This is a genomic window from Streptomyces sp. E11-3 (assembly GCF_046540415.1).
In the GTDB taxonomy this organism is placed as follows: Bacteria; Actinomycetota; Actinomycetes; order Streptomycetales; family Streptomycetaceae; genus Streptomyces.
Genome location: NZ_JAZGRL010000001.1, coordinates 2,724,058 through 2,749,681, shown reverse-complemented (window position 1 = coordinate 2,749,681; position 25,624 = coordinate 2,724,058). Strand labels below are relative to the sequence as shown.

At 68.5% G+C, this 25,624-nt stretch carries 23 protein-coding genes and 2 pseudogenes; 20 read left to right on the top strand and 5 right to left on the bottom strand.

Features of this window, described 5'->3' with window-relative positions; all coding sequences use genetic code 11:
• From U9R90_RS12360 to U9R90_RS12335, 6 genes are all read left to right on the top strand, one after another.
• Positions 1–393 (top strand): RidA family protein (locus tag U9R90_RS12360; RefSeq protein ID WP_411056483.1); only part of this gene is annotated, 393 nt, incomplete at its 5' end.
• A 164-nt stretch (positions 394–557) separates the two neighbouring features.
• Positions 558–1,064, top strand: coding sequence for a hypothetical protein (locus U9R90_RS12355; RefSeq protein WP_411056482.1), 507 nt, complete (start codon positions 558–560; stop codon positions 1,062–1,064).
• Positions 1,061–1,783: a hypothetical protein gene (locus tag U9R90_RS12350; RefSeq protein ID WP_411056481.1), complete on the top strand. Its 723-nt coding sequence runs from the start codon at positions 1,061–1,063 to the stop codon at positions 1,781–1,783. Before U9R90_RS12355 ends, U9R90_RS12350 begins: the two co-directional genes overlap by 4 nt.
• Positions 1,783–6,579, top strand: coding sequence for a putative T7SS-secreted protein (locus U9R90_RS12345; RefSeq protein WP_411056480.1), 4,797 nt, complete (start codon positions 1,783–1,785; stop codon positions 6,577–6,579). Before U9R90_RS12350 ends, U9R90_RS12345 begins: the two co-directional genes overlap by 1 nt.
• 7 nt (positions 6,580–6,586) lie before the next feature.
• Positions 6,587–7,228: a hypothetical protein gene (locus U9R90_RS12340; RefSeq protein ID WP_411056479.1), complete on the top strand. Its 642-nt coding sequence runs from the start codon at positions 6,587–6,589 to the stop codon at positions 7,226–7,228.
• Between the two features lie 75 nt (positions 7,229–7,303).
• The gene (locus tag U9R90_RS12335; RefSeq protein WP_411056478.1) at positions 7,304–8,557 is read left to right on the top strand and encodes a DUF1266 domain-containing protein; all 1,254 of its coding nucleotides are present in this window, start codon (positions 7,304–7,306) and stop codon (positions 8,555–8,557) included.
• A gap of 311 nt (positions 8,558–8,868) precedes the next feature.
• On the opposite strand, the gene U9R90_RS12330 is transcribed toward U9R90_RS12335, so the two are convergent.
• Positions 8,869–10,560 (bottom strand): chitinase, encoded by a 1,692-nt coding sequence (locus tag U9R90_RS12330; RefSeq protein WP_411056477.1) that lies wholly within the window; start codon positions 10,558–10,560, stop codon positions 8,869–8,871.
• Between the two features lie 263 nt (positions 10,561–10,823).
• Here U9R90_RS12330 and U9R90_RS12325 point away from each other — a divergent pair, with 263 nt between their 5' ends.
• From U9R90_RS12325 to U9R90_RS12265, 13 genes and pseudogenes are all read left to right on the top strand, one after another.
• Positions 10,824–11,822, top strand: a complete 999-nt coding sequence (locus U9R90_RS12325; protein WP_411056476.1) for a hypothetical protein — start codon at positions 10,824–10,826, stop codon at positions 11,820–11,822.
• A gap of 125 nt (positions 11,823–11,947) precedes the next feature.
• Entirely contained in the window at positions 11,948–12,658 is a 711-nt protein-coding gene (cpaB, locus tag U9R90_RS12320) for a Flp pilus assembly protein CpaB (protein ID WP_411056475.1), read from the top strand.
• A 12-nt stretch (positions 12,659–12,670) separates the two neighbouring features.
• Positions 12,671–14,101: pseudogene (locus U9R90_RS12315) on the top strand (AAA family ATPase); the annotation flags it as partial.
• Positions 14,102–14,107: 6 nt separating this feature from the next.
• Positions 14,108–14,992, top strand: a pseudogene (locus U9R90_RS12310) (CpaF family protein); the annotation flags it as partial.
• A 74-nt stretch (positions 14,993–15,066) separates the two neighbouring features.
• Positions 15,067–16,002 (top strand): type II secretion system F family protein, encoded by a 936-nt coding sequence (locus U9R90_RS12305; RefSeq protein WP_411057720.1) that lies wholly within the window; start codon positions 15,067–15,069, stop codon positions 16,000–16,002.
• 21 nt (positions 16,003–16,023) lie between these two features.
• Positions 16,024–16,914: a DUF5936 domain-containing protein gene (locus U9R90_RS12300; RefSeq protein WP_411056474.1), complete on the top strand. Its 891-nt coding sequence runs from the start codon at positions 16,024–16,026 to the stop codon at positions 16,912–16,914.
• A 127-nt stretch (positions 16,915–17,041) separates the two neighbouring features.
• Positions 17,042–17,914, top strand: coding sequence for a DUF5936 domain-containing protein (locus tag U9R90_RS12295; RefSeq protein WP_411056473.1), 873 nt, complete (start codon positions 17,042–17,044; stop codon positions 17,912–17,914).
• A gap of 127 nt (positions 17,915–18,041) precedes the next feature.
• Entirely contained in the window at positions 18,042–19,451 is a 1,410-nt protein-coding gene (locus U9R90_RS12290; protein ID WP_411056472.1) for a sensor histidine kinase, read from the top strand.
• Between the two features lie 49 nt (positions 19,452–19,500).
• On the top strand, positions 19,501–20,493 hold the full coding sequence (locus U9R90_RS12285) for a response regulator (RefSeq protein WP_411056471.1): 993 nt from the start codon (positions 19,501–19,503) through the stop codon (positions 20,491–20,493).
• A 119-nt stretch (positions 20,494–20,612) separates the two neighbouring features.
• The gene (locus tag U9R90_RS12280) at positions 20,613–20,816 is read left to right on the top strand and encodes a hypothetical protein (RefSeq protein WP_411056470.1); all 204 of its coding nucleotides are present in this window, start codon (positions 20,613–20,615) and stop codon (positions 20,814–20,816) included.
• Complete coding sequence (locus tag U9R90_RS12275; RefSeq protein ID WP_411056469.1) at positions 20,816–21,418, top strand: pilus assembly protein TadG-related protein; 603 nt, start codon at positions 20,816–20,818, stop codon at positions 21,416–21,418. Before U9R90_RS12280 ends, U9R90_RS12275 begins: the two co-directional genes overlap by 1 nt.
• A gap of 31 nt (positions 21,419–21,449) precedes the next feature.
• The gene (locus U9R90_RS12270) at positions 21,450–22,064 is read left to right on the top strand and encodes a hypothetical protein (protein ID WP_411056468.1); all 615 of its coding nucleotides are present in this window, start codon (positions 21,450–21,452) and stop codon (positions 22,062–22,064) included.
• 90 nt (positions 22,065–22,154) lie between these two features.
• Positions 22,155–22,733, top strand: coding sequence for an OmpA family protein (locus U9R90_RS12265; protein WP_411056467.1), 579 nt, complete (start codon positions 22,155–22,157; stop codon positions 22,731–22,733).
• A gap of 80 nt (positions 22,734–22,813) precedes the next feature.
• On the opposite strand, the gene U9R90_RS12260 is transcribed toward U9R90_RS12265, so the two are convergent.
• Together U9R90_RS12260 and U9R90_RS12255 are read right to left on the bottom strand one after the other, a co-directional pair.
• On the bottom strand, positions 22,814–23,218 hold the full coding sequence (locus U9R90_RS12260) for a PIN domain nuclease (RefSeq protein ID WP_411056466.1): 405 nt from the start codon (positions 23,216–23,218) through the stop codon (positions 22,814–22,816).
• On the bottom strand, positions 23,215–23,457 hold the full coding sequence (locus tag U9R90_RS12255) for a type II toxin-antitoxin system VapB family antitoxin (protein WP_411056465.1): 243 nt from the start codon (positions 23,455–23,457) through the stop codon (positions 23,215–23,217). The genes U9R90_RS12260 and U9R90_RS12255 overlap by 4 nt, the downstream gene beginning before the upstream one ends.
• A 255-nt stretch (positions 23,458–23,712) precedes the next feature.
• On the opposite strand from U9R90_RS12255, the gene U9R90_RS12250 reads away from it, so the two are divergent.
• Positions 23,713–24,186: a flavodoxin family protein gene (locus tag U9R90_RS12250; RefSeq protein ID WP_411056464.1), complete on the top strand. Its 474-nt coding sequence runs from the start codon at positions 23,713–23,715 to the stop codon at positions 24,184–24,186.
• A 36-nt stretch (positions 24,187–24,222) separates the two neighbouring features.
• Here the strand turns inward: U9R90_RS12250 and U9R90_RS12245 are convergent, their stop codons facing one another.
• Both U9R90_RS12245 and U9R90_RS12240 read right to left on the bottom strand, forming a co-directional pair.
• Complete coding sequence (locus U9R90_RS12245) at positions 24,223–24,414, bottom strand: hypothetical protein (RefSeq protein ID WP_411056463.1); 192 nt, start codon at positions 24,412–24,414, stop codon at positions 24,223–24,225.
• A gap of 12 nt (positions 24,415–24,426) precedes the next feature.
• Positions 24,427–25,278, bottom strand: coding sequence for a helix-turn-helix domain-containing protein (locus U9R90_RS12240; protein ID WP_411056462.1), 852 nt, complete (start codon positions 25,276–25,278; stop codon positions 24,427–24,429).
• Positions 25,279–25,624 lie beyond the last annotated feature (346 nt).

Genomic DNA, 25,624 nt, shown 5'->3' with positions numbered 1-25,624 from the left:
CTCACGCCCCCCACCCACACCACCCCGCCCGCCAAGTTCTCCCACGGCGTGCGCAAGGGCAACATCCTCCAAGTGGCGGGCCAGGTCGGCTTCCTGCCCGCCACCGATGGCCGGCCCCCGACCCCCGCGGGCCCGACCCTGCGCGAGCAGACCCTCCAGACCCTCGCCAACGTCAAGGCGATCCTCGAAGAGGGCGGCGCGAGTTGGGACGACGTGATGATGGTGCGGGTCTATCTCACCGACACGGCCCACTTCGCGGAGTTCAACGCGATCTACGACGAGTACCTCGACGCCCAGAACCTCAAGGAGCCCGCCTCGGCCCGCACCACGGTCTATGTAGGCCTCCCCGCAGGCCTCTTGATCGAGATCGACGCGCTTGCCGTACTCGACTGAGTGAGTGACTGACTGACCTACCGGGGCCCGGGAACGTGACGGGGGGCGGTGAGGGTCCCTGCGCATGCGATTGTGATGATGATCGTATGTCTGTGTACGGGGATGGGGCGGACGTGCCGCCGCAGAACGGTGTTCCAAGGTCGCGCCTTGCGGACTTCGTGGAGATGGCGGACAGGCCTGCCGCGCCGGTGCCGGTGGAGTCGTCGCCGGAGCCTCGGGAGGCGGCGGAGCAGCTACCCGAACCCGCGGCGGGGCGGGTTCCGGGGCCTGCGCCGGAGGGCGCTGAAGCGGCGGCGCGTCGGCGGGAGTTCGCCGCGGTGCTGGGGGAGTTCCGGCGTACGGCGGTGCTGGTGCCGTTGGGCGATGTGCCCGGCCAGGACGGCGAACGCGCCTTCTTGACCGCGGACTTCAACGGCATCCGGTTCATCCTCGCCTTCTCCGACGAACAGGCCCTGGCCCGCTATGCCCAGGCCCGCGGCGAGTCCCGGCACGAGTGGGCCTACCAGACGGTTCTCGGCGCCCGGCTGTTGGATGTGGCGGTGCCGGCGGCCGGGGTGCCGTGCGGGGTGGCCCTGGACTGCGCGGACGGCGAGGACGGCGTGGTCTTCCCGCCGGTGCGCGGGATCGTGCCCGACGTGGCGGCCGTGGACCACGAGGAGGGCGCGGTATGACCGGCGACGGAGGAGGCGGCGGCTACGGCGGCGGTGGCGGCGAGGATCTGAAGACCGCCGGACTCGGGCTGATCGCCAAGGGCCTGACCGATGCGCTGGGCGAGCTGAAGGAGCTGGGCATGGTCGGCATGGCCGGGGCCGGGCGCGGTTTCGGTGATATCGCGCTGTCGGGGCTGGAACTTGGGCACGAGGGGCTGACGGAGGAGTTCGGGTCGTTCTGTGAGCGCTGGGAGTGGGGCGTGCGGTCGCTGATCAACGAGGGCAACGCGTTCGCCGTCAAGACCGGGCTGGCCGCGGGCACGTACTACGAGACCGACCAGTACGTCGACGGCACCTTCAAGGTCGTCGCCAACGCGGCGATCGGCAACCCGTACGCCTCCGAGGAGGAGGTCACGCAGCAGGGCTGGCGCGACATCGCCGCCTCCGGGGTCTATGGCGGCGACGTCGACTACAGCAGGGAGTCCTTCGAGACCGCGGCGGCCAACAGCGCGCAGGGCTGGAAGGACGCCGGCCGCGACGTCATGACCTCACGCACCGTGGGCCCGTTTGGCCTCAACCCTGAGAACCTCCACAACGCCGCCGGCATGTCCGACGCCGAGTACAACAAGATGCTCGACGACACCTTCGGCCCGTCCCCCGAAGCCCGCGCCGAAGCAGCCCAGGCCGCCGAAGCAGCCCAACAGCAGCAGAACGCCGACCCGGACGGCGGTGAGAACTGATGGGCGGCATCATCGACGACCTCGGCGACGGTCTCGGGGACCTCGGCGACAAGGCCAAGGACCTCGGCGGGAAGGTCAAGGATGGCGTCAACGACGGCCTGGGCAAGCTCGAAGACGGCGTCGACTACGGCAAGAAGAAACTCGGCGAGGGCGTCGACTGGGGCACGAACAAGGCTGGCACCGTCCTCGACTACCACGGCCTGCACGGCGCCGCGGACGCCGTGGAGGACTGGGGCGACAGTGCCGCCTCCAGCCTCGGTGCCACCCCCGGCGAGCAGCAGCTCGGACAGACCGAAGACGCAAACGAGCTCGTCCATGGCAACGACGGCAAGATCCGCAAGAGTGCCAAGCACCTCAAGGACTTCCACACCGCCTTCGACCGGGTCGGCCGGGGGATGAAGCAGGTCGACTCATCCGGCTGGAAGGGCGACGGCGGCGGCACCTTCCGCAAGACGTTCGGCGTCCACCCCACCAAGTGGGCCCACGCCGCGGACGCCTGCGAGATGGCCGCCGGCGCCCTGGAGTCGTACGCCGACACCGTCAAGTGGGCCCAGGGCCAGGCACAGGACGCCATCGACCTGTACAAGAAGGGCAGGCAAGCCTCCGACCAGGCCGCGAAGGCGTACGACAAGCGCGTCGACGCCTACAAGATCAAGGTCATGGCGAACGAGGACCCGGGACCGAAGCCGGAGCCCTTCAAGGACCCCGGCAAGGCCGACATCAAACGGGCCCACGAGATCCTCGCCGAGGCCCGCAAGCAGCGCAACACCGCCGCCTCCGAGGCCCGGACCAAGGTCAAGCGCGCCCTGGCCCATGCCCCGGCCGAACCCCCGCCCCTGGACCGCCTCGGCGACAACTTCACCGACGCCAACCGGGCCGTGAAGACCGAGCTGACCCACGTCGCCAGCGGCGCCCTCAAGGGCGGCGCCGGACTGCTCAACTTCGCCCGCGGCGTCAACCCGATGGACCCGTACAACCTGACCCACCCGGCCGAGTACCTGCAGAACACCTCCATGACACTCTCCGGGCTGGTCTCGACGGCCGCCCACCCGGAGCGGATGGTGACCGCGGCCGTGGACGCCTTCACGAAGGACCGCTCCGAGTTCTTCGGCCGCCTCTTCCCCGAACTCTTCGGAACCAAGGGCACCGGACTCGCCCGAGGCGGGGTGCGGCAGGCGGCTAAGGAGGCGGCGGAGAGCGGGGCGTCGCGGCGGGCGCGGGACGAGGTCTCGGACGCCACGGACGGGCCAGCGGGGCCGTCGAGGAAGGACAGGTCCCCTGAGGAGGACCCCTCGGACCCGATTGACCTGGCCACCGGCAAGATGTATCTGCCGCAGACCGATGTCGCCCTGCCCGGTGCTCTGCCGCTGGTGTTCAAGCGCCGGGTGGAGTCCGGCAGCCAGCTGGGGCGTTGGTTCGGCCCGTCCTGGTCGAGCACGGTCGACCAGCGTCTGGAAGTCGACTCGGAAGGCGTCATCTTCGTCGCCGAGGACGGCCTGCTCCTCGTCTACCCGCACCCCGCCCCGGGTGTCCCGGTGCTGCCGAGCCACGGCCCGCGCTGGCCGCTGGACCGCGAGGCGGGCGGCTACACCATCACCGACCCCGCCACCGGCCGGGTCTGGCACTTCACCGACCGTAGCGACGACCTGTCGGTGCTCGTACAGATCGACGACCGCAACGGCAACTGGATCACCTTCGAATACGACGCCGAGGGCGCCCCCACCGCGATCGTGCACGGCTCCGGCTACCACCTGAAGCTCACCACCACCGAGGGCCGGGTCACCGCCCTCCACCTGGCGGGCGGCGCCGATGACAGCTCGGACCAGGAGCTGATGCGCTACGGCTACACCGACGGAAACCTCACCGAGGTCACCAACTCCTCCGGTCTGCCCCTGCGGTTCACCTACGACGACGCGGGCCGCGTCACCTCATGGACGGACTCCAACGACCGGAGCTACCACTACGAGTACGACGACCAGGACCGCTGCATCGCCGAAGGCGGTGCGGAAGGGCACATGCGCCTGCGCGTCGACTACGACGGAGTCGATCCCGAGACGGGACTGCGCGTCACCACAGCGACCACCGGCCAGGGACACGTTCACCGCTACGTCATCAACGACGCCTGCCAGTTCGTCACGGAGACCGACCCGCTCGGCGCGGTGACCCGCTTCGAACGCGACCCCTACCACCGCCTGCTCTCCAGGACCGACCCACTCGGCCGCACCACCACCTTCACCTACGACGAGGCAGGCAACCTCACCTCGGTCACCCGCCCCGACGGCCGGTCAACCACCGCCGAGTACAACGAACTCGGCCTGCCCGTGAAGGTGGTGGCCCCGGACCGCACCACCTCGCGCTACACATACGACGAACGCGGCAACCGCACCACAGCCACCGACGCGACCGGCCAGACCACCCACTTCACCCACAACGAGTCCGGCCACCTCACCTCGATCGCCGACGCCCTCGGCAACACCACGCACATCCACTGCGACAGGTCGGGCCTCCCTCTCCAGATCACCGACCCCCTAGGCGCCACCACCCGCTACGTCCGCGATGCCTTCGGACGCCCCACAGCCATAACCAACCCCCTAGGCGCGACCACGCATCTCCAGTGGACGCCCGAGGGTCACCTGGCCCGCCGTATCAACCCGGACGGCACGGAAGAGTCCTGGACGTACGACGGCGAAGGCAACTGCACCACCCACACCGACCCTATGGGCGCGGTCTCCCGCTTCGAGTACACCCACTTCGACCTCATGTCGGCCCGCACCGGCCCGGACGGCGTGCGCTACGAATTCGCCCACGACACCGAGCTACGCCTCACCCAGGTCACCAACCCCCAGGGCCTCACCTGGGACTACACGTACGACGCGGCCGGGCACCTCATATCCGAAACGGACTTCGACGACCGCACCCTCACCTACACCCACGACGCAGCCGGCCACCTGACCTCACGCACCAACGGCCTCGGGCAGACGATCTCCTTCGAGCGCAACGCACTCGGCCAGGTCATCCGCAAGGACGCGGGCGGCGCGATCACCACCTTTGCCTATGACCTCACCGACCAGCTCGCCCAAGCATCAGGCCCCGACACAGACCTGACCCTGCTCCGGGACCGCTACGGCCGCCTGCGCTCCGAAACCGTCAACGGCCGTACCCTCACCCACACTCACGACGAGCTGGGCCGCCGTACTGGCCGCACCACCCCCACCGGAGCGGTCAGCTCCTGGACCTACGACGCCGCGGGCAACCGCACCCAGCTGACCACGTCCGGCCGCACCCTCACCTTCGACCACGACCTGACCGGCCGCGAACTGGCCCGCCACATCGGCGACACCACCACCCTGACCAACACCTACGACCCACTGGGCCGCCTCACCACCCAGCAGGTCACGGACGCGGGCCGCAGCATCCAGCGTCGCGACTACACCTACCGAGCCGACAGCAACCTCACAGGCATCGACGACCAACTCTCAGGAACGCGTCGTTTCGACCTCGACGCAGCGGGCCGCGTCACCGCCGTACACGCCGCGAACTGGACCGAGACCTACGCATACGACGAGGCAGGCAACCAAACGGCAGCCGCGTGGCCAGCCAATCACCCCGGCCACGAGGCCACCGGCCCCCGCGCCTACACCGGCACCCGCATCACCCGAGCCGGAGCAGTCCGCTACGAACACGACACGCAAGGCCGCATCACCCTCCGCCAGAAGACTCGCCTCTCCCGCAAGCCGGACACCTGGCGCTATGAGTGGGATGCCGAGGACCGCCTCACCGCCGTCGTCACCCCGTACGGCACCCGCTGGCGCTACACCTACGACCCCCTGGGCCGCCGCACAGCGAAGCTCCGCCTCGCGGACGACGGCGAGACGGTGGTCGAGCGAACGGACTTCACCTGGGACGGCACGACTCTCTGCGAACAGACGACTACAGCCCCGGAGTTGTCCACCCCAGTCACCCTCACCTGGGACCACCAGGGCCTACACCCCATAGCCCAAACCGAACGCCTCACCCCAGCCAACGCACCCCAGACCGAAATCGACACCCGCTTCTTCGCCATCGTCACCGACCTCGTCGGCACCCCCACCGAACTCTTCGACGAATCTGGCGACATCGCCTGGCACACTCGCACCACCCTCTGGGGCACCACCACCTGGTCATCGACCAGCACCACCTACACCCCCCTCCGCTTCCCCGGCCAATATTTCGACCCGGAAACCGGCCTCCACTACAACTACTTCCGTCACTACGACCCCGAAACCGCCCGCTACCTCACCCCCGACCCACTCGGCCTGGATCCTGCCCCGAACCCAACCGCCTATATTCATAACCCCCTCATCTGGGCAGACCCTCTTGGGCTAATGGCCTGCGGGCCGGGAACCAAGCAAGATGCACTCTTGGCGTTGGATCGCGCCGAGGAGTTGCAATCCATGCGGAATGATTACTTCATGGCCGATCAAAAGGGCACTACTGCTGTCATTGGCGTATTCAACTCGGAAACAATGCAGTACGTAACCAGGGTCGGCATTAATGGCCCAGGACCCATGCCATCAAGTTGGGTCCTGCGGGAGGGGGAAGAGTTTGTGCAGGCCCCGGGTCACGCCGAAGCGGGTATCCTCAACTCTCTTGGGCCACATGAGCACGCGGTGTACGGTGCCGCTTCACGGAACTTCTGCAACGATATATGCTTGCCCTTGCTTGACGTTCGAGGAGTTGAGATAGGCGGCGCCGGTATTCGGGGCCACATGCCTCAAAATTCCCCGTTCACATTGTTCTGGTCAAAGGGAGAGTGATGAATATATGAGTCGCAACGTGGAAGTTTATGAGGCGCTGCGATCCGTATCAAATCAGCAACTTGCGGCCTTCTGTGCTGCCTGCGCGGAGCGCGGTAGTGGCCTTGCGCAACTCGGTACTCCAGAGCAGCAGGATCAGCTCACCCGCCTCCTTGGGGTTGCGTGGGGTGTGCTTTCTGGAGGGCAGTCAGAGGAGTCGGCAGTGGAGGTCCTCGAGGAAGCTGAGCTCATGTTTGACGAGGATGATCCGCTCGCTGAAGACGATCCGGGTTCCCCGGAGTTCCTTGTAGCTCAAGCCATCCTACTCGCTGTAAATGCGATCTCTGTTTGCCTGCATCCTGACCCCAGGCGTGCCGAGATGTCGGGGCAAACACTGGAAACCATTCTATCTAGTCTCGACTTCAGGATGAGTGGGCAGCAAGCCGTGTTCGTGCGGCATGGGGAGGCTGAACCACCGGTCGGAAGGCTCCAGCAGCTGGAGCAGGATGCCCAGCACGCCTTCATGGAATCGATCATTCATGGAGGTGGCGAGCCGCTTGACCGAGAGGCCCTTGAAATGCTCCGAGTCACATCCGCACCTGTACGTGATGAGATCACTGCGGCAATCGCAGAAGTGGCCGAGCTCTGCGGCTGGGATACAGCGGACTGACTTTCTCGTACCATGGCGCCCACGGATCTCGCTGAAAGCGGAAGGCGAGATGGAAGAACAACTCAGAGGAAGTTCATGTCGTTCGGACCGCCCCCGGCCGGGTTCGGGGCTGCGCAGTCACCCTCCTGGACCCCGCCGACCTCGGACGAGCAGGCGCTGTTCGAGGCCAAGGTTCGCGGGGACTGGGGTGCGTACTTCGACGCGTTGGCGCGGACGCGGCTGTTCTTTGAGGTGCGGCGGGAGCGGACCGACTTCGCGCCCGGCAGCGTGCATCCCGTCTTCCGTTCCAATCCGCAGACATCGGACCGTTGGTGGGAGGTGTTCACTCCGGGAATGCTGCCCACGCCGGAGCCGGATCGTGTCTTCGGTAGCCAGCGGCTGCGCTGGTTCACCGAGGTATGGGTGCCGGAGGATCCCCCGTTGATCGTGGTCAATCCCGGTAGCCCGTGCGAGGCGTTCCTGCCCGCCGCGCTGCCGCACACCGCTGCCTGGGCTCAATACGCCAAGCGCGTAGGAGAGCCCAAGGAATCGGGGCGACTGCGGGCACTTCGGGTCGGCGGCCCGCTGCACGGGCCCGTCGCTCACGGGCTCGCCTGCGGCGCTCTTCTCTGCGTCAGCAACGGTTCCCTGTGGAATGCCATGGCTTGGCACGGCAACGGGTACGCGAGGGAGCGCGCGCGGCTGCGCGACTGGTGGGGCATCACCACTCGGGAGGAGTGGCAGCACTACCAGCAGCAGCTCCTGGAATGCGAGGGCTCCAGCCCCGTATGGGAGTTTGTGCTCAATGTGCGGCATGGGATCGCCCGGGACTTCGGCGGGCATGTCGACCCCGGCTACTGGCGCCAGGCAGCAGCCCGGATACTTCGCGAGCGGGCCGGTGGCGTCACGGTGCTGAGCCCGGAGGGCGTCACGAAGACCGAGCCCCAGCCCGAGGCGGTGGTGGAGGCCCGCGTCGAGGGCGTGCAGCGGCTCATCGGGCGTATCACCCGGTACGAGGCGCGGTTCAGGGCGGATGGGCTGCTGGACGAGAACCGGTACGTCTCCTCCGTGGCCGCCTGGGATCTGGGCCGGGCCTCGAAGATGGCCCGCTGGGGACTGGGAGCGCGGTTCTGCACCATCCAGGAGGCGGAGTCCGCAGTCACCAAGGCGGGGCAGAAGGCAGCCCTTGAGCACCGCTCCTGGCAGGATTTCTCCGCCGGTTACATTCTCGGCCGTTGCCTCCACTTCGACGATGAGGAGTTCGGCGACTGGTACGAGGACATGCTCGCCGCACACCGAATCCTGACGTCGGAGCCGGGGAGCCCCTGGCTCAACATCCCGTTCCGGTGAGGGTGTCTCGGGTCGCGGTCCCGGACCGTACCTACCACGTCGCGGCCTCGTCCCACCACCCCCGTACGATGTTCCGACATGGACCAGCAGCACCCCCCGCACAACCCGGGCTTCGGCNGCGGGCACGGGGGTCCCGCCGACGCCCGCACGCCGGGGCGGACCCACCGCAGGCCCGCCGAGGGTGGACCCACCGCAGCGCGCCCCCGGGGGGTGGACCCACCGCAGCGCCGCCGGGGGAGCGGCGGCGCTGCGGGTCCGGAGAGGGCTGGGGGACGCCAGCCCAAGGGTTACGGCAGGCCGTGACCCAAGGGTTACGGCAGACCGTGTACGTGCGGCCCCACCACCCGCGACCACGCGTTGCCCGCCGTCGCGTCCCAGTTGGTCGACCACGTCATCGCACCCCGGATGTCCGGGTACGTACGGGACGGCTTGAACGAGCCACACCGGGTGCCCTTGGCCAGGCAGTCGAGCGCCGCCGTCACCACCGACGGGTCGACGTAGCCGCTGCCCGCGCCACGCGTCGACGCCGGAGTGCCGAGCCCGATCTGGGACGCGTCGAGGCCGCCTTCGAGCTGGATGCAGGCGAGGGCGGTGAGGAAGTCGACGGAACCCTGTGAGTAGACGTTGCCGTCGCAGCCGAGCATCGAACCGCTGTTGTAGTACTGCATGTTGACGACGGTCAGGATGTCTTTCACGTTCAGTGCCGTCTTGAAGTACTCGGTCGACGTCGACTGCATGTCGATCGTCTGCGGTGCCATCGTGAGGACCAGATCGGAGCCCGCGAGACCGGACAGCTGACGCAACGCCTTCGTCAGGTAGGTCGAGTTGATGCCGTGCTCCAGGTCGATGTCGACCCCGTCGAAGCCGTACTCCCGCATCAGCCCGTAAGTACTGTTGGCGAACGCGGCGGCGGACGCGTCGCTGTTGATGGTGACGTTGCCCTTCTCGCCGCCCACCGAGATGATCACGGACTTGCCCGCGTCCCGCTTCGCCTGGATGTCCGCCTTGAACTCGGCGGCGGAGCCGTACCCCACGGCCGGATCGAGGTTGAAGGTGATCTCGCCGGGCGTGGCCGTCGCGTCGGCGAAGGACACCGCGATGATGTCGTACGCGTCCTGGACGTCCCGGATCTTCTGTACGGTCGCGCCGTTGTCGAAGTTCTGCCAGTAGCCGGTCACGGCGTGCTTGGGCACATCGCCCCCGCCTCCGCCGCCACCCGAGGGCCGCGTCTTCCCCGTCACGGCCGCCGACTTCGCGGACTCACCGGCCGCGTTGACCGCGCTGACCTGGAAGGAGTACGAGGTGTCCGCGGCCAGTCCGGTCACGGTCGCCGAAGCGCCGCTCGCCGTAAGGACCTTGGAGCCGTCCTGGTAGACGTGGTAGCCGGTCGCGCCGGTGACCGGCGCCCAGGACAGGTCGATCGAGGACGTTGTCGCCGCCCCGACCGCCAGCCCCGAAGGCACCCCGGGAACCTCCGGGTCCGGGTCTCCGCCACCCCCGCCGTCCGGCCCGTATACGGAGACATCATCGGCGAAGTAGGCGGCCTGCCCGTACCAGCCGTGCAGATAGACCGTGACCGAGGTCGTCGAGGGACCCGTGGTGAAGGAGGTGTTGAGCCGCTTCCAGTCCCCGGAGTCGGGCGTCCAGGTGGACACGTCCGTGGTCCCGGTGCCCCTGGCGCCCAGGTAGGTGTACCCACCCTGGACCCAACCGCTCATCTCATACGTGGAGTTGGGCTGTACGGCGACGGTCTGGGTGCACTCGGCGTGCTGCTGCCCGGCCGGGGTGGCCCGCAGTGCGGAGGCGCCCCCGTGCACGGGCGAGGAGACGGTGGCTCCGCTGTCCCCGGCGCAGGTCCAGCCCGCGAGGCCCGACTCGAAGCCCGCGTTCTTCACGACGTTGACGTCGGCGTTGGCGTCGGCCAGGGGTTCAGACAGGGGCGCGGGTGCGGACGCGGCATCCGTGGCAAGTCCGGTGAGGATCAGTGCCGTTGCTCCGACCATGGCGGTCAGGGCGCTGGTCCACGGTCTCCAGGGTCTTCTGAGCACAGGTGAGATGCGGTCCACTGGTGCCTCCGAGTGTGTGGGGGGACTCGCCGAAGCAATCTGGTCCAGACCAATGTGGTTGTCAAGACCTCTCGCGAACAGCCTCCGCCCCACCCTCAAACCGCCTCCACCTCACCCTCCGCTGATCAAGAACTCACCAGGAGTTATCCCGATCCAGTGTTGAGGGAGGCATCACGTGGATATGGTGCAGAGGCAGAGCGATGCAGGAGGTGTGCAACGTGCCGACCGCGATAGCCGTCACCAGGGAGGACCTGGCCCTGCCGTCACCCGACCGGCAGACCCCGCCGGCCGTCGTCCTGCACTCGCCCGAGCCGGATAAATCCAGCAGGGCGGCCAAGGGCAGGGCTCCGCAAGGCGATTACTCCCTGGAGCAGTCGCTCGCCGAGATGTACGGCCTCCTGGAACAACACGGCTACGTCATCGCGCTCTACCCCGCGTCCCTCCCGGCCGCCGCCATCCACCGCCTGCACGCGGTCCGCTCCGTCCTGGAGTCCGACCGTATCGCCCTGCTCGGCCTGGACCTCCCGCCACTCGGCGTCGCCGCGCTCGCGCTGCAGCTCCGGCAGCTCTCCATCTGCGACTTCAGCCCCGGCGTGCTCGCCTCGGCGGCCCGGCTCCTGTCGCACTACGTCTACGCGGGTGCCGTACTGGGTTCGGTCACCAAGCTGGACCGCGTCCCGGTGAGCCTCAAGTCGCACGCCAAGTCCTGGGTCCCCGGCACCCAGTTCGCCGTACTGGCCAACCCCGAGCCCCAGCTCACCAAACTCGGCGGAAGCGGAAGCGGAAGCGGAAGCGGAAGCGGAGGCGGAGGCGGAGGCCGAAGTGGTAGCGGACGCAGCCGCCAGGAAGCGGTTCTGGCCGGGCCCGACTTCAGTACGCACCTGCTCACCGCGAGCGGCCAGCTGCAGAGCGACTGGGTCACCCAGACCCTCGCCCCGTCCTGGCAGGTCCAGGGCATCGGCGAAGTACCGCTGCCCGCCGAGTCGGCCCGCTGGTGGGCCACCGGCAAGCTGATCGAGTTCGCGGCGGCGATCCCCGACATCTCCGTGCTCTATCAGCTGGTCGCCTCCGTCCGGCGCGAGGAATGCCGTTGGTGTGGCCTGGAGTTGATAGGCGACCGCTGCGGCTTCTGCTCCTCGCCCCTCCTGCCACCCGAGAACCAAAGGGCCCCGAGAGGTGTCCTTGCCTCCGGGGCCTGACAGGGACCCGTCAGGAACCCGACAAGCTCGACAGCTACGCAAGAACGTGATCGTGAACGGCACAGCACAGCGCACAGCCCGTCCCGCAAGCGTCCGTAACGTCCCTGATCGAGGTTGTCCGACCGATGAACTCTCGCCAGCGCCGCGGCATCATCCTGCTGCTTGTCTCCGTCCTGTGCGCCATCGGCGCGTTCGTCGGAGTGATCTCGGTGATCCGCGACGTGAACTCCAAGGTCGGTCCCGAGGTCCCGGCGTACCGCCTCAAGAGCGATATCGCGCCGTACAAGGAGCTGAGCACCGCCCAGTTCGAGAAGATCGAGATGCCCGAACGCTGGCTCTCGGACAACGCCGTGACCGACCTGGCCGAGATCCGCGGAAAGATCGCCGTCACCCAGCTCCGCAAGGGCTCGCTCCTCCAGAGCGACATGATCGTCAAGCGGCCCGAACTCGGCGACGGCGAACAGGAGATCGCCATCATGATCGACGCCGCCACGGGCGTCGCAGGCAAGATCACCCCCGGCGCGACGGTCAACATCTTCGCCACCTACAAGGGCGACAACAAAGGCGCCGACGACCAGTCGAAGGTCATCGTCCAGAACGCCAAGGTCCTGGACGTCGGCAAGCTCACGCCGCTCGACCCGAACAGCGACAGCCGCCGCCGCAACCGCGCCACCGACGCCGTCCCGATCACCTTCGCCCTGAACACCCTGGACGCCCAACGGGTCGCCTACGCCGAGTCCTTCGCCACGCACGTACGCCTCGCCCTGATCTCCCAAGGCGGCGACACCCCGGTCAGTCCGGGCGACCGCAGCTACACCCTCGACGACGACAAGTGAGTGAGGGACCTGGTGACCACCCGCATACTCCCCGCCGTAGGTGACCTGGACGCGGCCCGCTCCCTCTCCACCCTCCTCAGCCAACTCCCAGAGGCGGAGCCCGCGCTCCCCGTCACCGACTCGACGGCGCTGCTCGACACCCTCGCGCGCCTGGCGAGCGAGTCGGTCGACGAGCTGCCCGAGGTCGTCCTGGTCCACGAACGTATCGGCCCGGTACCGGCGTTGGAGCTGATCAGAGAGGTAGCCCTTCGCTTCCCGGCCGTGGGCGTCGTCCTGATCACCGCGGACGCCAGCCCCGGCCTCTTCACTGCGGCCATGGACTCCGGCGCCCGCGGCCTGATCGGCCTTCCGCTCGGCTACGAGGAACTGGCGGCCCGCGTCCAGACGGCCGCCGCCTGGTCCATCGGCGTACGCCGCCACCTCACCAGCGGCGCGGACGTGTTCTCAGGCCCCGGCGGTACGGTCGTGACGATCACCGGAGCGAAGGGCGGCGTGGGCGCGACCCTCACCTCCGTCCAACTGGCCCTGGCCGCCAAGGCGTCCGGCCGCTCCGTAGCGCTCTTGGACCTGAACCTCCAATCCGGCGACGTGGCCTCCTACCTGGACGTCCAGTTCCGCCGTTCCATCGTCGACCTGGCCGGAATCAGCGACATCTCACCCCGAGTCCTCCAGGACGCGGTCTTCGCCCATCCGACCGGCATCGGCCTGCTCCTGGCGCCGGGGGAGGGCGAGCGGGGCGAGGAGGTCACCGACCGGGTGGCCAGGCAAGCGGTCAGTGCCCTGCGCAACCGCTACGAGGTCGTGATCGTCGACTGCGGCACCCAGATGACCAGCGCCAACGCCGCCGCGATCGAAATGGCCGACCAGGCGGTCCTGCTGGTCACCCCCGACGTGGTCGCCGTACGCGCCGCCAAACGCATGGTCCGTATGTGGGACCGCCTCCAGATCCGCAAGGCGGAGGAGACGGTGACGGTGGTCAACCGCCACACCCGCAACACGGAGATCCAACCCCCCTTGGTCGAACGCATCACCGGCACCAGGGTCGCCCGCACCACCGTCCCCTCCAACTTCAAGGAACTCCAGTCCGCGGTCGACGCGGGCCGGATGCAGGACCTCGACAGCCGCAGCACGGTCAAGCAGGCGCTGTGGGGGCTGGCGGGGGAGCTCGGCCTCGTACGGAAACCGGACGGGGACGCGTCCGCGGCGAAGGGCAGCCGCCTGGCGGGTGACCGGGGGGCGATCGGCTTCCGCCGCCGACGCGGTGACCGGGGAGATCGGGGCGACCGGGGCGACCGGGGCGACTCCGGCGCGGTGACGCTGGAGTTCGCCGGGATGGCGCCGCTGATCTTCGCGGTGATCGCGATCCTGTGGCAGTGCGTGCTGTACGGGTACACGTACTCGCTGGCGGGGAACGCGGCGGATGAGGGGGCTCGGGCGGGNTCCGGCGAGCGCGTCAACGTCATCATCCCCCCGCTCAGCCTCACCGGCGCGACCCTCACCATCCGCCGCTTCCCCAGGCCGTACAAGCTGGACGAACTCATCCGCATGGGCTCGCTCGACGAGCAGATCCTGATGCTGCTCTCCAGCTTCGTCCGCGCCCGTTTCAACGTGATCGTCTCCGGCGGTACGGGCACCGGGAAGACCACCCTCCTCAACGCACTCTCCGCGCTCATCCCCGACCACGAGCGCATCATCACGATCGAGGACTCGGCCGAACTCCAGCTCCAGCAGGCGCACGTGATCCGCCTGGAGTCGCGTCCGCCGAACGTCGAGGGCAAGGGCCAGATCACCATCCGCGACCTGGTCCGCAACTCCCTCCGTATGCGCCCGGACCGCATCGTGGTCGGTGAGGTCCGTGGCGGCGAGACGCTCGACATGCTCCAGGCGATGTCGACGGGCCACGACGGCTCGCTCGCCACCGTCCACGCGAACACCGCCGAGGACGCCCTGATGCGCCTCCAGACCCTCGGCTCGATGTCCGAGGTGAAGATCCCCTTCGAGGCGCTACGGGACCAGATCAACTCGGCCGTGGACGTCGTCGTGCAGCTGACCCGCTTCGCCGACGGCACCCGCAAGGTCACCGAGATCACGCTGCTGGTCTCGCACGGCCGCGAACGCTTCAAGATCACCACGGTGTCCGCGTTCCAGGCACAGCCGATGGCGGCCGACCGTGTCGTACGGGGCGAGTTCCGCCACCTTCCGCTGCCCCGCCGCATCGCCGACCGCCTCTATCTGGCGAACGAACCGATCCCCCCGGCGTTCGGCGTGTTCGACGACCGCGAGGGCAACGGCGCGGACCTCCTGCTGGGAAACACCCGAGAGGCGGCAGGCTGATGGCCCCGACGGACGCGACGTCGCCGTCGTACGCGACCATCACCCTCGCCGCAGACCTGGCGGGCCTGGCAGGCCTGAAGGACCCCGCCCTCCTCGCCGTGGGCGCCACCCTCCTCTGTGCCGTCTTCGCCATAGCCGGTCTGCACATCTACCTCTCCGGCAAGGCCCAACGCCAGGCCCTGGAGGACCGCCTCTCCGCCACCGGCCACCACACGCTCGGCCGCAACCGCCGCTTCACCGCCGTGGACCGCCGCATCCGCCGAACCCGCCTCGGCAAGAAGATCCAGCTCAAGCTGGCCGCCACCGGCCTGGACCTGACCCCCGGCGAGTTCTTTGTCTACATGCTCGCCACGGTCGTCGCCCTTTGGCTGATCGCCGCCAACGTCCTGGCCCCGTTCTTCGGCCCGATCGCGGGCCTGGTCGGCCTCTGGAGCGCCAACACGTTCCTCAACTGGCAGCGCCAGAAGCGCATCGAGGCGTTCATCAACCAACTCCCCGACCTGGCCCGCCTCCTCGCCAACGGCACTTCGGCGGGCCTGGCCCTGCGTACGTCACTCTCCATGGCCGCCGACGAACTCGAAGCCCCAGCGGGCGACGAACTGGCGACGGTCTCCGCCCAGTTGGCTGTCGGCCGTTCCCTGGAGGACGCGCTCGACGAACTCGCCGAACGCCTCCCGTCCCGCGAACTGGTCGTCCTCGTCACCACCCTGATCCTCTCCAACCGGGCAGGCGGCACCATCGTCGGTTCACTCCGCAACCTCACCGAGACCCTCGAAGAGCGCAAAGAGACCCGCCGCGAGGTTCGCACCATGCTCTCCGAGGTCAACGCCACCGCCTTCACGATCCCCTGCCTGGGCGTGGGCGCCATGCTCATGCTGAACACGATGAACGACGGCGCACTCTCCCGTGTCACCGGCACCACGCTCGGCCAGGTCCTGATCCTGATCTCGCTCGGCCTGTACGCGGCCGGGTTCGTGGTCATCCGCCGCCTCGGCAAAATCGACGTCTGATCCGAGAGGAGCCAACCCCACATGCTGAGCCTCGCCCTCGCGCTCGTCCTCGCCCTCTCGGTCGCGGGCGTCTTCCATGGCGTACGGATGTACCGCGCCGACGCCAAACTCCCCGGCGACCTGGCCCTCGCCCTGGAGGTCGGAGCCACCCGCGTCTCCGCCCCCGCCTCCGCGATCGACCGCCTCGGCATCCGCTTCGCGCCCACGGTGCTGCGCCTCATGGGCCCCAAGAGGGTCGACGACAAGCGCCGCAAGATCGACCAGGCGGGCAACCCCGGCGGCCTCACCATCGACCGCTACGCCGCCCGCCGCGCCGTCTACGGCATCTTCGGCGTGGTCTCCGCCCTGTCCATGTTCGCGGGCGGCGTCCCGGTCTTCGCCCTCTTCGCCCTCGCCTTCGGCGCGTTCGCCGCCGACGCGCTGATCTGGCAGGCGATCAAGGAGCGCAAGGAGCAGATCGAGCGCACCCTGCCCGACTTCCTGGACGTCCTGGCGGTCGTGGTCTCGGCTGGCCTCGGCTTCCGCCAGGCCCTCGAACGCGTAGCGGAACGCTACACAGGCCCTTGGTCCGACGAACTCCGCATCACACTCCGCCAGATGGACATGGGAGTCTCCCGCCGCCAGGCCTTCGAAGAGCTCCGCCGCCGCAACGCCAGCGAACAGGTCTCCCAGTTCGTCACCGCCCTCCAGCAGGGCGAGGAGCTCGGCGCCCCGATCGCCGAGACCCTGATCCAGATCGCCAACGACATGCGCCGCACGGACGCCCAGAACGCGCGCCGCCGAGCCGCGAAGACCATCCCCAAAACGACGATGGTCACCCTGATCTTCATGGTCCCCGCGACGCTGATCCTGATCGTCTGCGGCATGTTCCTGGGCTCGGACACGGACTTCGGCTCGATCTTGGGGGGCTGAGATGGAACCCATTCAGCCTGGGTCCGCCAAAATCCAGCCCGGGTCCGGCAATATCCAGCCCGGCCGGCGTTTGAGGCCATCTGTTCAGCCGTCCGCAGGACTTTCGGGAAGGGGCGGGGTGGGGGAAATGTCCGAACCCCAACCCCCACCAACCGCAGCCCTGAGCAACTTCCGCCCCGCCCGAAACAGCCCGCGCCGCGCGCACCCCGGGCCCACCGGCGGCCCCGTGCTGCACGGGGGTGCTGAACCCCCGGACAGCACCCCCGCCTCCGCCGTCGCAGACGACGCCCCACCGGTGCTGCGCCTCATGGGCCCCAAGAGGGTCGACGACAAGCGCCGCAAGATCGACCAGGCGGGCAACCCCGGCGGCCTCACCATCGACCGCTACGCCGCCCGCCGCGCCGTCTACGGCATCTTCGGCGTGGTCTCCGCCCTGTCCATGTTCGCGGGCGGCGTCCCGGTCTTCGCCCTCTTCGCCCTCGCCTTCGGCGCGTTCGCCGCCGACGCGCTGATCTGGCAGGCGATCAAGGAGCGCAAGGAGCAGATCGAGCGCACCCTGCCCGACTTCCTGGACGTCCTGGCGGTCGTGGTCTCGGCTGGCCTCGGCTTCCGCCAGGCCCTCGAACGCGTAGCGGAACGCTACACAGGCCCTTGGTCCGACGAACTCCGCATCACACTCCGCCAGATGGACATGGGAGTCTCCCGCCGCCAGGCCTTCGAAGAGCTCCGCCGCCGCAACGCCAGCGAACAGGTCTCCCAGTTCGTCACCGCCCTCCAGCAGGGCGAGGAGCTCGGCGCCCCGATCGCCGAGACCCTGATCCAGATCGCCAACGACATGCGCCGCACGGACGCCCAGACCGCGCGCCGCCGAGCCGCGAAGACCATCCCCAACACGACGATGGTCACCCTGATCTTCATGGTCCCCGCGACGCTGATCCTGATCGTCTGCGGCATGTTCCTGGGCTCGGACACGGACTTCGGCTCGATCTTGGGGGGCTGAGATGGAACCCATTCAGCCTGGGTCCGCCAAAATCCAGCCCGGGTCCGGCAATATCCAGCCCGGCCGGCGTTTGAGGCCATCTGTTCAGCCGTCCGCAGGACTTTCGGGAAGGGGCGGGGTGGGGGAAATGTCCGAACCCCAACCCCCACCAACCGCAGCCCTGAGCAACTTCCGCCCCGCCCGAAACAGCCCGCGCCGCGCGCACCCCGGGCCCACCGGCGGCCCCGTGCTGCACGGGGGTGCTGAACCCCCGGACAGCACCCCCGCCTCCGCCGTCGCAGACGACGCCCCACCCCCCAGCCTCGACATCCAACTCAGCGCCCTCCAGGCCCTCTGCCGCCAAGTCTTCGGCTTCCGCCTGGCCCTGATCGTCATCGGCGCCCCCTTCGCCCTGAACCGCGCCGAGGGCAGCGTCGGCAGCTGGCTGGTGGGCGCGGCCGTCGTCCTCAGCCTGATGGGCTCGTACGCGATGCTCCGCGACTGGGAGACCCTGGGCCCCCTGGTCCTGAAACACCGCTGGCTGATGGGCATCGACCTCGTCTTCGGCGCGGTCCTGCTCCTCACCGCGTCCCCGGACTCGACCCTGGGCTACGCCGCCGTGTGTACGCCCCTGCTGGCGGGCCTGCTGTACGGCTGGCGCGGCGCGGGCATCTACACGGCCGCCCAGATCGCCCTGCTCGCCGCCGCCTACACGGCCTGGCAGGACAGCATGCACGGCCCCGCCAGTACGCTCCTGATCACCGGCTTCTGCGTGGCGTCCGGGATCATCGGAGTGACCCTGCGCAACCTGATGTTCCGCTTCGGCACGGCAACCCAGGCGCTCTCCGAGGCCACCGCCCGCCTGGCCGTCTCCGACGCGGTCGAGGAGGAGCGCGCCCGCCTGGCGAGGGAGATGCACGACTCCGTGGCCAAGACCCTGCACGGCGTGGCGATGGCCGCCGACGGGCTCGCGGCGGGCGCGGACCGTATGGACCCGCAGGCGGTCAAGGAGCAGGCGGGCCTGGTCTCGCGCAGCGCGCGCCGCGCGGCGGCGGAGTCCCGCGAGATCCTCGCGGACCTACGAAGGCAGGCGGACCTGGGCGTCGACGGAGTCAATGTCGCCGACGAACTCGAAGCCCGCGTACGGGACTTCGCGGCACGGGGTGGTATCGCGGCCCGCCTCGACCCGCAGGGTGAGGGAAGCCCCCGCATCCCCGCGGTCCAGTACGCCGTGGCCCGCCACCTGCTCACGATCGTCACCGAGGCCCTGGAGAACGCGCACCGCCACGGCGAGGCCAGCGAGGTCGTGGTGCGGGCGGCCGTCGTGCCGGGCGCGGTCGGCGAACTGCTGCGGATCAGCGTCCGCGACAACGGCAAGGGCCTCCCACCCGGCACCGACCTGGAAGTCCTCCGCAAGTCCGGTCACTTCGGCCTCGTCGGCATGGTCGAACGTGCCGAGTCCATCGGCGCCCGCATCCGTATCGGCCGTGGCCGCAGCGCGACCGGCACGGAAGTACGGCTCGATCTCCCGCTCTCGGCGGTGACCAGGACCACCTAGCGCCAGTCGGTTCCACCCGTCCCCCCAACTCCTGGAGAGGAGGCCGCTCATGCCGGACCAGAGCACGCACAACAGCAGTACGCACACCTCGTCCCATACCGTCGAACCCCGCTCCGAGCACATCCCCTTGGGCGTTCCCGTCGCCGCGTCGGCGGCGTTCCCGGCTCTGCGCATAGTCGTGGCCGACGACAATCCGGTCGTACGGGCCGGACTCGCCGCCCTCCTCAACGGCCGCGACGACATCGCGGTCGTCGCGGAGGCGCGTGACGGCCGCCAGGCCTTGGCCCTCACCGAGCAACACCGCCCTGACGTCGTGCTGTTGGACGTACGGATGCCGGGTGTCGACGGTATCTCCGCCTTGCCGTACCTGCTGCGGGTCGCCCCCGTGATGATGCTGACCTACAGCCGCGAGAACGCCATCGTCCAGGAGGCACTGCGGCTCGGCGCCCGCGGCTACCTGGTGCACGGCGAGTTCACGGCGGAGCAGCTGGTCGCGGCGGTACGTGACGTCCAGGAGGGCCGCGCCCATCTGACGGCGACCGCGCAGGGCGCGTTGCTGGAGCAGGTACGGGGACGTGCGTCTGGGAGTGGGGGAGGGGGCAGCCTTCCGGAAGGGCTTGGGCGGGCGTACGAGATGCCTGCGCGGTCCGAGACGGGCGTTCCGCGGGCGGGGGCGGATGCGGCTGCACAGCATGCGCCACGGGCCAATCCAGGGCCAGATGTCTCGGATTCGCCGTACGGGCAAGTAGCTACTTCGCATGTGCAATCAAGTGTGGGACAGTCGTTGCCGGGCCACTCTGCACCGCAGGGGTCGCGCAACCGGCAGGAATTCGGGCTGAGTTCGAGGGAGGTGGAGGTCATGGATCTCATCGCGTCAGGCATGAGCAACCAGCAAATCGCCGCCACCTGCTTCATCAGCGAGAAGACCGTCAAGAACCACATCAACCGGATATTCGCGAAACTGCACAGCGCCAGCCGCAGCGAAGCCATCGCTGTGTGGCTGGGCACGGCGCGCGGGAGGGGGCCCGAGAGTCATGGCTGAGCGAAGGAGATTTTGGGCCCGGGGTTGGGCCCACGGGCCCTCCGCTGGGACCCCCGCTCCGGCATACGTTCCTGGTGTCGTATCCGGCACCGGCAGTGAACCCGGAGGGGAACATCATCATGTCGAACAGCATCCGCAACTGGAAGAACACCGTGGTCTCTCGGATGCGGGGGAACGTGGCGGACGAGGGCGCGGGGTTTGTGGAGTATGCGGGGCTGTTGGTTCTGATTGCGGCGATCGTGGCTGCTGTGGTCGCGTTGGGGCTGGAGGACACGATCTCCGGCGCGATCGGGGACGCTGTCGACCAGATCACCGGCGGCTAATGCATCTCCGCCTGCACGACGACAAAGGGCAGACTCTCCCGCTGTACATCTGGCTGGTGGGGATTCTGCTCTTTGTTGCGTTCGTCTTCTTCGTCTTCGCCAAAGGGGCCGTGGCGCGCAGTGGAGCTCAGTCTGCTGCCGACGCTGCGGCCCTTGCTGCCGCGCAGGACGTCCGCGATCAGTTGGCAGATGCCTTGCTCGACGATATCGGGAACGGCGGTTGGGCCGACTTGATTGACGGCCAGGGTCCCTGGGGCCAGGACCCGTTCGGGTCCGCCGCGGACCTAGCGGGCGCGAACGACTCCACCTTGCTGGGACTCGAACCGACGCAGGTGAACGGCAAGATTGCCTTCAAGGCCCGGATCGAGACCAACTACGCGGTGGGCGACTCGCTGGTCCCTGGTACTGAGGACATGCAGGCCACGGCCGACGCAACGGCCGTGATCGAGCCTCGCTGCACCTTCGAACCGTCCATCGATCCGAAGGAGATCGTGGAGTTCGCCTGCGAGGGCAGTGGTTCCTGGGAGATTGATCCCAAGGACTTCGATCTCGACGATCTCCCGAAGGCCAAGGACCTCTTCTCGGTGCATCTGGCTGAGTGACGAGCGACGACGACAGAAGGAAGACAGCTCGATGGGTATACGGCACACCATGAAGGCCCGCAGGGCACTGACCGCAGTGGCGATCACGACTGGCTTGGTCCTCACGGTGGCCGGCTGTGGCGGGGGCGGCGACGACGGCGGTGACAAGGAGAACACGGGCTCCTCCTCGTCGCCCTCTGAGCAGGAGGGCAAGGAAGGAGACGGCAAGGACAAGGCGGGGGACACCCAGGCGCCTGCGCAGGACGAGGTCCTGGCCGAGGTAACGGGCGGGGACAACATCACGCTCACGGTCAACTCCGCTGTGCGTGATGAGGGCGGCTTCCTCACTGTTTCAGGCAAGCTGAAGAACGGCGGTAGCAGGCGCTTCAACCCGGCCTCCTGGCGGGGTGACGAGAAGGAGTTGGCCAGAAACTCAGCTTCGATGGCGGGCGCCAGCGTTGTCGACAGGGCGGGCAAGAAGAAGTACCTCATCCTGCGTGACACACAGGGGCGGTGCCTCTGCACCAAGTTCTCCGGCGGGATCAAGGCGAACGAGGAGAAGACGTGGTTTGCCCAGTTCCCAGCCCCCGCTGAGTCGAGCACGAAGGTCGATTTCCAGATCGGGGAGTTGGACCCCGCCACCATCGAGATCTCCGAGGGTGAGTGACCCATGCACCACGCACTCACTCACCACCATCGACCAGCCGGTCTAGCCATAACCACGGTCACGGCCGTCGCCCTACTAGCCACCCTCACCATGGGCGTAGCCCACGCCGAAGACGACCCAAGCGTGCCCCCCGGCTCGACGACCAGCAGCGCCCCGCCCAAGGTGGACGCCAACTCGCCCGGCCTGAAGCTGGGCGACGGTGCCACCCTCGCCCCCGCCAAGGTCCTGGACATCAAGTCCGTAGTAGAAGACCTGGGCGGCGAGGAGCGCCGCGAGGACACCCCCTCCGACGTCAAGTTCTCCCTCCAGGCCGAAGTCCTCTTCCCGAAGGACAGCTCGAAGCTCAACCCCCAGGCCAACGCCCGCATCAAGGACATCGCGGCGGAGATCGAGGCCCAAGGGGGCACCAAGGTCCGGGTGTTCGGGTTCACGGACAACCTCGGCTCGTACAAGCACGGCGAGAAGCTCTCCAAAGCGCGCGCCGACGCCGTACACCAGCAGCTGTCCAAGAGCCTCGGCCCATCGGTCACGTACGAGGTGCGCGGCTACAGCGAGGACTACCCGATCGCCGACAACTCCTCGGAGGAGGGCCGCAGGAAGAACCGCCGCGTGGAGGTCTCCTTCCCGCGCGGCGAGTCCGGCCCCGGCTCCAGCGACACGTCGAGCTAGCCCGCCGTACGTTCCCGGAGGGTCGGGCCAGGGACCGAGTCCCCAGGCCCGGCCCCATCGCCTGAGCGGGTCCGGAGGAGTCAGTCGAGGATGCGCCGCACGGGCTGGCCCGTGGCACGTGCGATGGTCTCGAAGTCGCCGTCCTGGTGCAGCACGGTGAGCTTGTGCTGTTGGGCGGTGACGGCCACGAGGAGGTCCACCGGGCTCGCGCACTGATGCCAGCCCTTGTCCGCGAGGCTCTGTTGCAGGGCGGCGGTCTCATCCCAGACGGAATCCCGTATGGCGTAGTAGGGGAAGGTCTCGCTGAGCAGTCCGTCCGCCTCGTAGTAGGCGGGTCGGCCGCCGACCGCTCGCAGGTACTCCTGCCGCACCGGCTCGCAGAGGCCGACGAGCCCCGAGGTGACCAGTTCGTCCCAGGCCGGTCCTGTCTGCCCTCGGTAGAGGCGGATGAGGGCGCTGGTGTCGATCAGGTACGTCTCGCTCACGCGGCGGACTTCCCCCGCCCCGCATGCGGCTTCCCGGCCTCGACCGTCTCGATGGCAGAGAAGTCGATCTCGCCGTCGGCGACCATCTGGCGCATGCGTTCCACTGCTGCGGCCCTGCGGCGGCGGTCGGCGATCTCGCGCAGCGCCGCGTTCACGGTGTCCTTCTTGGTGGTGGTGCCCAGGTGTCGCGCGGCGTCGGCCAGCGCCTCGTCGTCCAGGTCGATCACTGTGCGGGACATGACGGCCTCCAGGAGGCATGCGTATATACGTTTCCGGAATAGGATATCAGCGAGTGGGGGCCTCACCGGTCCCCTTCGAGATCGCGAAGCGCGCGCAGCACCTCCACGGAGTCGGTTGGGCCGCGCGCAGGGGCCGAGCCGGGCGGTGCGAAGCCGCTGTACCCACATGGTGTGTCCGCGATCACGCCCGAGTGGTGTCACATCTGACGCCGCCGCGCTGTCCTCATGGCGAAAGCGAGAGAAAGGATCGTGAGGATGAAGGCCGTCATCGTGTGCGCCTCCGTGTCGCACGGCAATACGCGCCGTGTCGCCGACAGCATGGCCCAGGTACTGGGCGCGAAGGTCGTCTCCCCCGAGCAGGCCGACCTGGCGGAGCTGACCGGCGCCGACCTCGTGGGATTCGGCTCAGGCGTCTTCTACGGCAGGCTTCACCCCCGCCTGACCGACTTCGTCAAGGCACTGCCCACCAGGCAGCGTGGCCGGGCGTTCGTGTTCGCCACCAGCGGGCTCCCCGAGATGCCGCTCGCGCCCTTCACCCGCCCTCTGGTCCAGCTCCTCGAAGGCAAGGGCTTTGAGGTGGACGGGAGCTTCTCGTGCCGGGCGTTCGACACCTGGGCGCCCTTCAAGCTCGTCGGCGGTATCCACAGGCAGCGGCCGAACGTCGGGGACTTGGCCGCCGCGCGGGCGTTCGCCGGGCGGTTGCGGGACGGGCGAGGGCCGGTGTCCTGACACGTCCCGCTCCGGGGGCCCCTACCGGATCCCCGGCTACAGCAGGTGGTCGGCCTTTCCGGCCTTGATGTCGCGGATCAGGGTGCGGAGGGCTTCGTGGGTGTCGGTGAGGTGGCGGTCCTCTTGTCCGGCGACGGCGATGTAGCCGTTGCCGTCGTCGTCGGTCCCGAGCCGGAAGCAGTTCGCGCCTTCTCCGCAGTACGGCTGTTCCCAGTTGATGGTCGGCACGGCTGACGTCTCCTAGAGGTCGTTGGCGAGCGTACGGATGAAGTCTCGCGAGGCGGCTTCGGAGAGTACGGCGGCCTCCATCGCTTCGAGCTGCGCACGGTACTTCTGGAGCTGTATATCCGTGTCCAGGAACTCCGGACCGTGGGTGCTGTCCAGCTCCACGGTGTCGAGCGAGGGGACGGCTGCTTCGGCGTAGATGACCGACTGCCCGGCTCCGGGGAAGCTCCCAGCCTTGAACGGGATGACCCGTACGGTCACGGTGCCACGCTCGGACACCTTCAGCATGTACTCCAACTGCCGCCGAGCAACAGCCCCGCCGCCGAACTCCATGCGGAGGGCGGCCTCGTGGATGATCAGGTCGATGGCGGGCGGGTCGGGCTTGTCGAGCACCTGCTGGCGGTCCATGCGGTGGGCCGTGCGTACGTCGATCTCGGCGGCGGGCAGCCGGGGGATGACGGCCTGGAAGACGGCTCGCGAGTGTTCCTCGGTCTGCAGGAGGCCCGGCATGTGCACGGTCAGGGCGATGTGCACCCGCTTGGCGTGCCACTCCAGTTCGGCGATGTCCAGGAAGCTGGCGGGGAGTTGGCCCCGGTACTGCTCCCACCAGCCCTTGCCGCGTTCGGCGGCCATGGTAGCCAGGGCCTCGATGTGCGCCTCGTCCACGCAGCCGTAGTTGGTGGCGAGTATGCGCACGCGCTCGGCGCTGATGCCAGAGCGGCCGGACTCCATGTTGGGGATGTTGGTGCGGGGGACCCCCAGCAGCCCGGCGGCGAACTCGGTCGTCATCCCGGCGGAGGTGCGCATCTTGCGCAGCTCCGAGCCGAGGCGCCGTTGGCGCTCTGTCGGCGTGCTTCTCGGCGGCATGGCCCTCCCTTCCAGCCTGGCGGCGGGATCAGTCTGCCTCGCTGGTCGCTGATCGGTCCACCAGGGAATTTCGGCAAAGGTAGTACACGTACTCCGTGATGCTCTACATTAGGTAACCAGTTAGCCACGCGCCGGAGTTGGAAGCGCATCGCGTGAGCGTGCCCTGGAACCCCCTGCCCCGGGGGAGGGCGCGCCGCGCCGGGGAGACAGGCACACCGACCACCACCATCACCACCGCGTGAGCGAGCTCAACAACCCCTCACCTCACGGGAGTCCGTCATGTTCACCACCCCCACCCCTCTCCCGCTCACCCTCCTCCCGGGTCCGGGCGTCGCCTGCCCGCCGC

What these genes read in the sequence shown, in the direction of transcription:
- cpaB (WP_411056475.1), top strand. Translation starts at nt 11,948, where the DNA reads ATGAACTCTCGCCAGCGCCGCGGCATCATCCTGCTGCTTGTCTCCGTC.
- U9R90_RS12255 (WP_411056465.1), bottom strand. Translation starts at nt 23,457, where the DNA reads ATGTCCCGCACAGTGATCGACCTGGACGACGAGGCGCTGGCCGACGCC.
- U9R90_RS12340 (WP_411056479.1), top strand. Translation starts at nt 6,587, where the DNA reads ATGAGTCGCAACGTGGAAGTTTATGAGGCGCTGCGATCCGTATCAAAT.
- U9R90_RS12345 (WP_411056480.1), top strand. Translation starts at nt 1,783, where the DNA reads ATGGGCGGCATCATCGACGACCTCGGCGACGGTCTCGGGGACCTCGGC.
- U9R90_RS12275 (WP_411056469.1), top strand. Translation starts at nt 20,816, where the DNA reads ATGCATCTCCGCCTGCACGACGACAAAGGGCAGACTCTCCCGCTGTAC.
- U9R90_RS12280 (WP_411056470.1), top strand. Translation starts at nt 20,613, where the DNA reads ATGTCGAACAGCATCCGCAACTGGAAGAACACCGTGGTCTCTCGGATG.
- U9R90_RS12240 (WP_411056462.1), bottom strand. Translation starts at nt 25,278, where the DNA reads ATGCCGCCGAGAAGCACGCCGACAGAGCGCCAACGGCGCCTCGGCTCG.
- U9R90_RS12290 (WP_411056472.1), top strand. Translation starts at nt 18,042, where the DNA reads ATGTCCGAACCCCAACCCCCACCAACCGCAGCCCTGAGCAACTTCCGC.
- U9R90_RS12355 (WP_411056482.1), top strand. Translation starts at nt 558, where the DNA reads ATGGCGGACAGGCCTGCCGCGCCGGTGCCGGTGGAGTCGTCGCCGGAG.
- U9R90_RS12350 (WP_411056481.1), top strand. Translation starts at nt 1,061, where the DNA reads ATGACCGGCGACGGAGGAGGCGGCGGCTACGGCGGCGGTGGCGGCGAG.
- U9R90_RS12330 (WP_411056477.1), bottom strand. Translation starts at nt 10,560, where the DNA reads ATGGTCGGAGCAACGGCACTGATCCTCACCGGACTTGCCACGGATGCC.
- U9R90_RS12295 (WP_411056473.1), top strand. Translation starts at nt 17,042, where the DNA reads ATGTCCGAACCCCAACCCCCACCAACCGCAGCCCTGAGCAACTTCCGC.
- U9R90_RS12335 (WP_411056478.1), top strand. Translation starts at nt 7,304, where the DNA reads ATGTCGTTCGGACCGCCCCCGGCCGGGTTCGGGGCTGCGCAGTCACCC.
- U9R90_RS12250 (WP_411056464.1), top strand. Translation starts at nt 23,713, where the DNA reads ATGAAGGCCGTCATCGTGTGCGCCTCCGTGTCGCACGGCAATACGCGC.
- U9R90_RS12325 (WP_411056476.1), top strand. Translation starts at nt 10,824, where the DNA reads ATGCAGGAGGTGTGCAACGTGCCGACCGCGATAGCCGTCACCAGGGAG.
- U9R90_RS12270 (WP_411056468.1), top strand. Translation starts at nt 21,450, where the DNA reads ATGGGTATACGGCACACCATGAAGGCCCGCAGGGCACTGACCGCAGTG.
- U9R90_RS12285 (WP_411056471.1), top strand. Translation starts at nt 19,501, where the DNA reads ATGCCGGACCAGAGCACGCACAACAGCAGTACGCACACCTCGTCCCAT.
- U9R90_RS12265 (WP_411056467.1), top strand. Translation starts at nt 22,155, where the DNA reads ATGGGCGTAGCCCACGCCGAAGACGACCCAAGCGTGCCCCCCGGCTCG.
- U9R90_RS12300 (WP_411056474.1), top strand. Translation starts at nt 16,024, where the DNA reads ATGCTGAGCCTCGCCCTCGCGCTCGTCCTCGCCCTCTCGGTCGCGGGC.